A 6510-nucleotide genomic window follows, 5' to 3' on the forward strand; every position below is an offset into this window, starting at 1 on the left:
GATGCGCGGCGCGCCGAAGCTCTTCTCGATGACGACGTTGCGGCCCTTGGGGCCGAGCGTGACCTTCACCGCGTTGGCGAGGATCTCGACACCGCGCAGCATCTTGCTGCGCGCGTCGGTAGAGAAGCTTAGGTCTTTAGCAGCCATGTCCGTCTTGCCGATGTTGGTGGTGACCCTGCCCCCAACGTGCCCTCGCTCATAAGCAGAGTCCGTTCTCCGTATGGCCCTGGTTGGGGCGGGTTGCAAAGGCTGCTGGGGTGAGCCCGTTGAGGCTCGTGTGGGGACGTGTCGTGTTGTAGTCGACCCTCCATGCCTCGATGATTCGGCGCGCCGCGACCAAGCTGCTGAACAGGTGCTCGTTGAGGCATTCGTCGCGGAACCGGCCGTTGAAGCTCTCCACGAACCCGTTCTGCTGCGGCTTGCCCGGCGCGATGTAGTGCCACAGCACCGATCGCTCCTCCTGCCAGCGCAGGATCGCGTGCGACGTCAGCTCTGTGCCGTTGTCGCTGACAATCATCGCCGGACGGCGGCCACGTCGCTCGACGATGCGATCGAGTTCGCGGCAGACCCGCAGGCCCGATAAGGACGTATCCGCGACTAGGCCGAGGCACTCGCGGGTGAAGTCGTCAACGACGGCCAGCACCCGAAACCGCCGCCCGTCCGATAGCGCGTCGGAGACGAAGTCCAGCGACCAGCGTTGATTGGCCGCCTCGGGCAGCGCCATCGGCAAACGTGTGCCCAACGCTCGTTTCCGGCCGCCCCGCTTGCGCACGCCGAGCCGCTCCTCACGGTAGAGCCGGAACAGCCGCTTGTGGTTCAGCTGAACACCGGCACGCGCCAGCAGGATGTGGAGGCGCCGATAGCCGAACCGCCGTCGCTCACCGGCCAGCATGCGCAGCTTGGCACGGATCTGATCGTCGGCGGGCCGCTTGGAGGCATATCGGTAAGTCTTCGGCGCCAGCCCGACCAGCCCGCACGCCCGCCGTTGCGAGTAGCTCTTCTGTTCGATCGCCCAGGTCACGGCCGCTCGCCGCGCACCAGGCGTCAGAAGTTTTTTGCCAGCATCTCCTTCAGCGTCGCCACGTCCAGCATCTGCTCCGCCAGCAGCTTCTTGAGCTTGCCGTTCTCCTCCCCGAGCCCCTTCAGCTTGCGAGCATCAGACACGTCCATGCCGCCGTATTTCGAACGCCACGTGTAGAACGTCGCGTCGCTGATGCCGTGCTTGCGGCACAGATCGGCCGCCGTCGCACCCGCCTGGTGCTCCTTCAACACACCAATGATCTGCTCTTGCGTGAACCTCGACCGCTTCATCGTCCGTCTCCTAATGACGGACCCTAACTTCAGATCGAGGGCATTTCAGGGGGCAAGGTCAGGCAAGGTCAGTATCGATGAGGGTGGAGCGCGGTACCTTGAAGGTCCGGCAGGCGGCAGCCTTGCTGGCGCCGTTGTTGAGTGCAGCGGTGATCTGCTCGACCTGCTCGACACTCAGAGCCGGGGCGGTCGGCCCCCTCGCCTGCCCCGGCGTCTGGCGGCGGCCAGCCCCGCCACCACCCGCTCCCGGGTCAGTGCCCGCTCGTACTGGGCCAGGGTGCCGAACACCGAGAAACAGCAGCTCGCCGTGCGGCGTGGTGGTGTCCATCTGCTCGGTCAGCGAGCGGAACGCCACGTCCCTCGCCTTCAGCTCGGTGACGATGGAGAGCAGATGCGGCAGCGAGCGGCTGAGCCGGTCCAGCTTCCATACCACCAGACCGTCGCCGGCGCACAGGTAGGCCGGCCGTGTTAGCTGACGGCTATATAGTAGCTATCAGCTAGCTCAATGCGATGTAATAATCCATGCCAAACGCTAGTGAGGCGCCACCAGAGTCCAATTGTCTCTACCTGAGGATCCAAGGTTCGGAACAAGCACCTCGATCTAATATAAGCAGGCTACGTAACCTTGGACTCTAGTGGCGCCTATGCCTTAGTGATCGCTGCCGGCGAAGGACACAGCGTTACGCCGCGCTCGTGGATGTCCAGCCTTGCGCCCGGATAGACGGCCACTGCTAACTCAAGGCTTTCCAAGAATTGAGCTTTGAAGGCTCGCTGCCGCTTGAAGCCTGCGCCAAACTGCGCGTGCAAGGCAGGCCAGCTCACTTCGGTGTTACGCTTGAGGGCATGAAGCCGGTAAGCCAGCCAAATATAGACGTCCAACGCCATGGAACGGGGACCGATTGCGCGCAGCGAGGCTTCGTTCACCGGCACCGGATGGTCGCGTAGCGCTTGATAGAAGGCCTCATCCAGTCGCACTCGATCCTTCCACAAGGACGGCTGCGTAGGAGTCCCAGACATCGTGATGGCGCCTTCTACGAACGCGCCGTTGCGCAGAAGCTGCTGGTCGCCAAGGCCGCCGAAGAAAGTCAGTCGGCACAAGGAGATGCGCTTGGCTTGTTCCTTCACCAGCCGATAGCTGTTCCCACCGATTGAGAGGCCCATTCTGCCGAGCCAGACCTGCATGCTGCGACCCAGTTCGATCTCGCGTGAACGAGTTTTGACCGCCTCGGACTGCAGGAACAACAGGATGAAACGGGCATACGAGCCATACGGCAGCCCTACCTCCTGTCCCTGCCGGTCGATACCGGACTGCAGGATTAGGGTAAGGTTGTGCCCTTCCCGCTTCCAGATAGTCTCACTCTGCTCCTTGTGCGGCAGCGAGGTCAGCGCGAAGCCCGAATAGGTGAAGCCGATGCCTTCTGTCTCGTCACCGAGTACCTGATAGGCTGCTTCCACCACGGCTCGCTCATGGCGAGTGATCGCTTGTCGACGAGCTTCGTCGATCCCGTGCTGGAGGATCAGGTGGTGAACGTCAGCCATGCCGGGACACTGGTCAGAACAATCCACCTCGTCAACTTGGACTCTGGTGGCGCTAGCTATTTGAAGAGATATTTGATTCTCTCATTATTAGTTGTGCCACCAGAGTCCAGTGGATAACCGCGCGTAACGCCACCAGAGTCCAAGAATCCGCCACCAGAGTCCAAGAAGGCCCGTGGATAACAGGCCCCGATGTACGGATGTGCATCTAGATGCACGCGCTCGGCGGCATCACGTTTTCTCGACACCTGTAACCGACCTGCACACCCTAGAGTGGGCCTCACTTCTGCGGGTCAAGCTCGCGCTCCAACGCTGCAAGCGCGCGTTCGAATGCCTCGCCCTGCACCCAACCATGTCGGTCGACCAGCGCATAGAATGCCTCCAGGGTTTCGGGCCGGACCTTGATATTGAGTTGGGCGTTGCGGCCGGTACGGTAGCGGCGCTGCTCGCGCCGGGCCGGCAGCGGCGCCACGGCCTTAGGCTCACGGCTACGAAAGCTTGCTGCCTCGGAAACCGCCCTCACCTCCTCCGGAGGTGCCGCCGGCCGGTCTGGCAGTCGGGGCTGAAAGTCGCTGACTTCGAAATCGTCGTCGCCGAAGATGCTGGCACGTTCCCCGCTCATCCGGCCACTCCCGCTTCGGCCGGCGCCGCCTTGGGCTGCGCCTCGCGGCGCAGCATGCCAATCACCTCGCTCGCAAATGCACGGGCGTTGACGATCGCTGCCTCCAGGTTGCTGACTTGGCCCGGGCTCAGCGATTCCAGCGTGCCGCCGAACGAGAACATCCCGCGAAAGGCATCACGTTCGTGGAGATGTGTGTCAAAGGCCGGCGCACCGTGGCGGCGGAATTCGTTCTGGATGAACTGCAGCGTGCGCGGTCGGATTGCGGCACTCGTGCGGGTGAACAGGATTGCGTAGGGGATCTGGCGGGCAAACGCCTTCTCCTGCTGGCGGATCAACTTGATGGCTTTGGCGGCCTGAGCAGCGTCGAGCTGCGAGCCCTGCGTCGGGATGATCACTAGGTCAGCGCGGCTAATCGCGTAGGCCACCATCATCGAGGCGGTGCCCTCCAGGTCAACGATCACGAACGCGGTCCGGCGCGCGGCCGCCTCGATCTCATCGATCACTGTGTCCTCCGTGACGTCGGCACGGACGGTAAGGTTGGCTGGCCGGCCCGGGCGCCGGGCCCAGTCGGACACGGGCTTGTTGGGATCGGCATCGATCACCGTTACTGCCGCGCCTTTCAGTGCGAGTTCCACCCCCAACAGCACCGCAGAGGTGGACTTGCCCACCCCTCCCTTAGGACTTGCAAATACGATGGTCGGCATAACCGCCCTTCCCTGCGAGATCAGTTCTTGGCTCAGCTACCTGGTAGCTATCAGCTATTGGGAGACTGCGCGATAACCGGGCGGACACATCGGCAAACGTATGGTGAGCCAATCTGCCCCGTAACGACCATCTAATAGCGGATAGCTACCAGGGAGCTAGTAGATAGCCGGCTAATAACGGACGGGGAAGTGTACGAAGTGTACCATGATAAGGAGTCCTAAATGATACCAGATAGCTATCAGCTAACGCTCGGGAGATCGACAGTTTTGTGGCTATCTCTTAGATAGCTATCTGGTAGCTATCAGAATTTACGATTAGCTATCGGCTAATGTTGCCTTGCTGCTGCAACCACCTGCTAGCACTGATATCGTCTCCGTTCTCACCCTGATACCGAACGGCGGGCAGTCCTGCTCGGGCAGGGGAGGGGGCGCGGCCGCAGATCAAACATCGCTTGGATGGTGAGGCCGCCAGCTGAGAACCTGCGCTGACAGAGTGGGGTCTAGACGAAGTGGTCCTGCGGCGGGGATGGCTACAGCCTTTGGCTGCGCTCAGGACCGTCTGACTGCCCCCAGCACCCGATAGACAGAGGCCCGGCCGATGCCGAGCCTGCGGGCAATCGCGGCGGCGCCGAGCTTCTCCTCCTCTTTCAGGCGACGGACCTCGGCCACGTCGATGCTGGGCTTCCTGCCCTGGTAGATGCCCTTGGCCTTGGCCGCTTTGATCCCCTCCAGCTGCCGCTCCCGGCGCAGGTTGGTCTCAAACTCGGCAAACACCCCGAGCATGTCCAAGAACGCCTTGCCCGCAGCGTTGCCGGTGTCGATCGGCTGCTCGGTGGCCTTCAGGCTCACTCCCTTGGCTTTGAGCTCATGCACGATGTCCTGCAGGTCCTTCATCGAGCGGGCCAGCCGGTCGATCCGGGTGACCATCAGCACATCCCCTGGCTGGAGGAAGTCGAGCAGCACCTGCAATTCGGTGCGGCCATCCCGCCGGGTGCCGCTGGCCTTCTCCGCACGGACCACGCTGCAGCCGGCGGCCTTGAGCGCGGTCTGCTGCAAGGTGAGGTCCTGATCGAGTGTGCTGACCCGGGCATAGCCATAAGTGGGCATGAGGGGAGGGGCCTCTTGTCTCGCTGGCTTCTAGACCCGTCCTGCCTAGCGTCTTGGAAGATCAAGAACAACCCATGTGAGACAGGGGAGGGCGTCTCGGCCGCTCGTCTTGCTGGGGTAGACCTAACCGATGCGGGTTCCTCCTGGAAATGGACTGCAATGGAGCCGGCAGTTGACCGAGTGCAGCCCGAGCTCGAACATCGACATCAGTGTCTAAGCCGATAGGCCATAGATATGGCGGATGTACGATTCCACCTGCGCCGAGCGCATCGAATCGAACACGACCTCGCCTGCCAACGCCCTGATTAGTTCTTCCTCGGTACAGCCTGTCGTCCTGGCGATCAGCGCCAGAACGCCTGGTGACTGCAAAAGGATCGCCCGTATCCGCAGTGTGCTTGGTCTCATCGCCATCACCTCCAGACCTTTGGCGCTTTCGGCGCGGCTTAGTTGCCTGCAGGTCCAACGATCCATTAGAGGCGCTCAGCAAGCCAATAGCAATATCCCATGGGGTGCTGACAATGTTCCCCCCTTTGGATCGAACCTGGCTTTAGGATGTGTCTATTTCGATGAACTGAACTCCATTGACCGGTTGTCCCGGTCACCATGGCCGGGGCAGGGGTCGAAGGCCGATTCTCCTAAGTAGCCAGCCGCTCTCAAACAGCTGGTTAGTTTTGGCACTCTCAGATATAGAGTGCTAACTAGAGGGCAATCAGCTCAAGGAGGCGCACGCCATGGAATTCAGGCCGCTGCACGACCGGGTGGTCGTCCGCCGCATTGAGGGTGAAGAGAAGAGCAAGGGCGGGATCATCATCCCGGACACCGCCAAGGAAAAGCCCCAGCAGGGCGAGATTGTGGCGGTCGGCCCGGGTGCCCGCGACGAGAGCGGCAAGGTGAACGCCCTCGACGTCAAGGTTGGCGACAAGGTGCTGTTCGGCAAGTGGTCGGGCACCGAGGTCAAGATCGACGGCGACGATCTGCTGATCATGAAGGAAAGCGACATCCTGGGCATCCTTGATGATGCCGGCTCGCTGAAGCAGGCCGCCTGAGCCGCTCCTTCTATCACCATCATCATGGCGAACGAAAATGTCAGCTAAAGACCTAAGCTTCTCTACCGACGCGCGCAGCAAGATGCTGCGCGGTGTCGAGATCCTCGCCAACGCGGTGAAGGTCACGCTCGGCCCCAAGGGCCGCAACGTCGTCATCGAGAAGAGCTTCGGCGCGCCGCGCATC

The 6510-nt window shown here is 61.9% G+C and carries 6 protein-coding genes and 1 pseudogene; 1 reads left to right on the forward strand and 6 read right to left on the reverse strand.

The features are described from left to right. Positions 1-196 precede the first annotated feature (196 nt). The 6 genes and pseudogenes from VNS22_RS23440 to VNS22_RS23470 all read right to left on the reverse strand — a co-directional run bounded on the left by VNS22_RS23440 (position 197) and on the right by VNS22_RS23470 (position 5280). A protein-coding gene (locus VNS22_RS23440) for an IS3 family transposase (RefSeq protein ID WP_325736808.1) occupies positions 197-1311 on the reverse strand; the annotation gives its coding sequence in 2 pieces (ribosomal slippage) (positions 197-1065 and positions 1065-1311; 1116 coding nt in all). 58 nt (positions 1312-1369) lie between these two features. After that, positions 1370-1765 (reverse strand): annotated as a pseudogene (locus VNS22_RS23445) (recombinase family protein). 188 nt (positions 1766-1953) lie between these two features. Continuing rightward, a complete protein-coding gene (locus VNS22_RS23450) occupies positions 1954-2850 on the reverse strand; it encodes a replication protein RepA (RefSeq protein WP_325736810.1) in 897 nt (298 codons plus the stop codon). A 277-nt stretch (positions 2851-3127) separates the two neighbouring features. Then, positions 3128-3469 (reverse strand): hypothetical protein, encoded by a 342-nt coding sequence (locus VNS22_RS23455; RefSeq protein WP_325736811.1) that lies wholly within the window; start codon positions 3467-3469, stop codon positions 3128-3130. After that, positions 3466-4173: a ParA family protein gene (locus VNS22_RS23460; RefSeq protein WP_325736813.1), complete on the reverse strand. Its 708-nt coding sequence runs from the start codon at positions 4171-4173 to the stop codon at positions 3466-3468. The genes VNS22_RS23455 and VNS22_RS23460 overlap by 4 nt, the downstream gene beginning before the upstream one ends. A 549-nt stretch (positions 4174-4722) precedes the next feature. Continuing rightward, positions 4723-5280 carry a recombinase family protein gene (locus tag VNS22_RS23470; RefSeq protein ID WP_349261877.1) on the reverse strand — a complete coding sequence of 186 codons (558 nt, stop codon included), beginning with the start codon at positions 5278-5280 and terminating at the stop codon, positions 4723-4725. A 731-nt stretch (positions 5281-6011) separates the two neighbouring features. Between VNS22_RS23470 and groES the strand changes: the two genes are divergently transcribed. Further along, positions 6012-6326: a co-chaperone GroES gene (gene groES / locus VNS22_RS23475; protein ID WP_325736815.1), complete on the forward strand. Its 315-nt coding sequence runs from the start codon at positions 6012-6014 to the stop codon at positions 6324-6326. Positions 6327-6510 lie beyond the last annotated feature (184 nt).

The sequence above is a fragment of the Geminicoccus sp. genome (assembly GCF_035556675.1).
Lineage (GTDB): Bacteria > Pseudomonadota > Alphaproteobacteria > Geminicoccales > Geminicoccaceae > Geminicoccus.

Bases quoted from the DNA above. Each gene is read 5' to 3' on its own strand.
- VNS22_RS23450 (WP_325736810.1), bottom strand. From the start codon at position 2,850: ATGGCTGACGTTCACCACCTGATCCTCCAGCACGGGATCGACGAAGCT.
- VNS22_RS23455 (WP_325736811.1), bottom strand. From the start codon at position 3,469: ATGAGCGGGGAACGTGCCAGCATCTTCGGCGACGACGATTTCGAAGTC.
- VNS22_RS23460 (WP_325736813.1), bottom strand. From the start codon at position 4,173: ATGCCGACCATCGTATTTGCAAGTCCTAAGGGAGGGGTGGGCAAGTCC.
- VNS22_RS23470 (WP_349261877.1), bottom strand. From the start codon at position 5,280: ATGCCCACTTATGGCTATGCCCGGGTCAGCACACTCGATCAGGACCTC.
- groES (WP_325736815.1), top strand. From the start codon at position 6,012: ATGGAATTCAGGCCGCTGCACGACCGGGTGGTCGTCCGCCGCATTGAG.